At 66.4% G+C, this 473-nt stretch carries 1 protein-coding gene; it reads left to right on the forward strand.

Features of this window, described 5'->3' with window-relative positions; translation table 11 throughout:
* A partial coding sequence (locus tag KDH83_RS31515; protein ID WP_212323092.1) for an alpha/beta hydrolase fold domain-containing protein occupies positions 1 to 358 on the forward strand: 358 nt, incomplete at its 5' end.
* Positions 359 to 473 lie beyond the last annotated feature (115 nt).

The raw sequence follows: 473 nt of genomic DNA on the forward strand, positions 1-473 counted from the left end.
TCCCAGCATCGAGCAGAATTCCAAGGGCTACTTCCTGGAAGCCGAGACCATGGCGTGGTTCTATCGCCACTACGCCGGCAAGCAGGCGGACACGCGAGATGCGCGGCTGGCTCCCATGCTGGCTCGCAGCCTGGCGGGCCTGGCCCCGGCAGTCGTCGTGACGGCGCAATACGATCCGCTGCGCGACGAAGGCGAGGCCTATGCGGCGGCATTGCAAAAGGCCGGCGTGCCGGCTGATCTTGTCCCCGGCCCAGGCATGATCCATGGATTCTTCGACATGGGACGCTGGTCGCCCGGGGCGCAGCGGATCATCGAACAAGCCTTGCGCCGCTTCGGCGAGGTCATACGCGGCGACTGACCATGCCCAGGGCGTGAACCCGCCCTGGCAGGAACCAAGACCCACACTGGCCGGCACATGCAATGTGTGCCGCCCCCCCATACGCGCGCGACCCGGAAAACGAATCGGCATGGAC

Source organism: Achromobacter sp. Marseille-Q0513, from assembly GCF_018195695.1.
GTDB lineage: Bacteria > Pseudomonadota > Gammaproteobacteria > Burkholderiales > Burkholderiaceae_B > Achromobacter.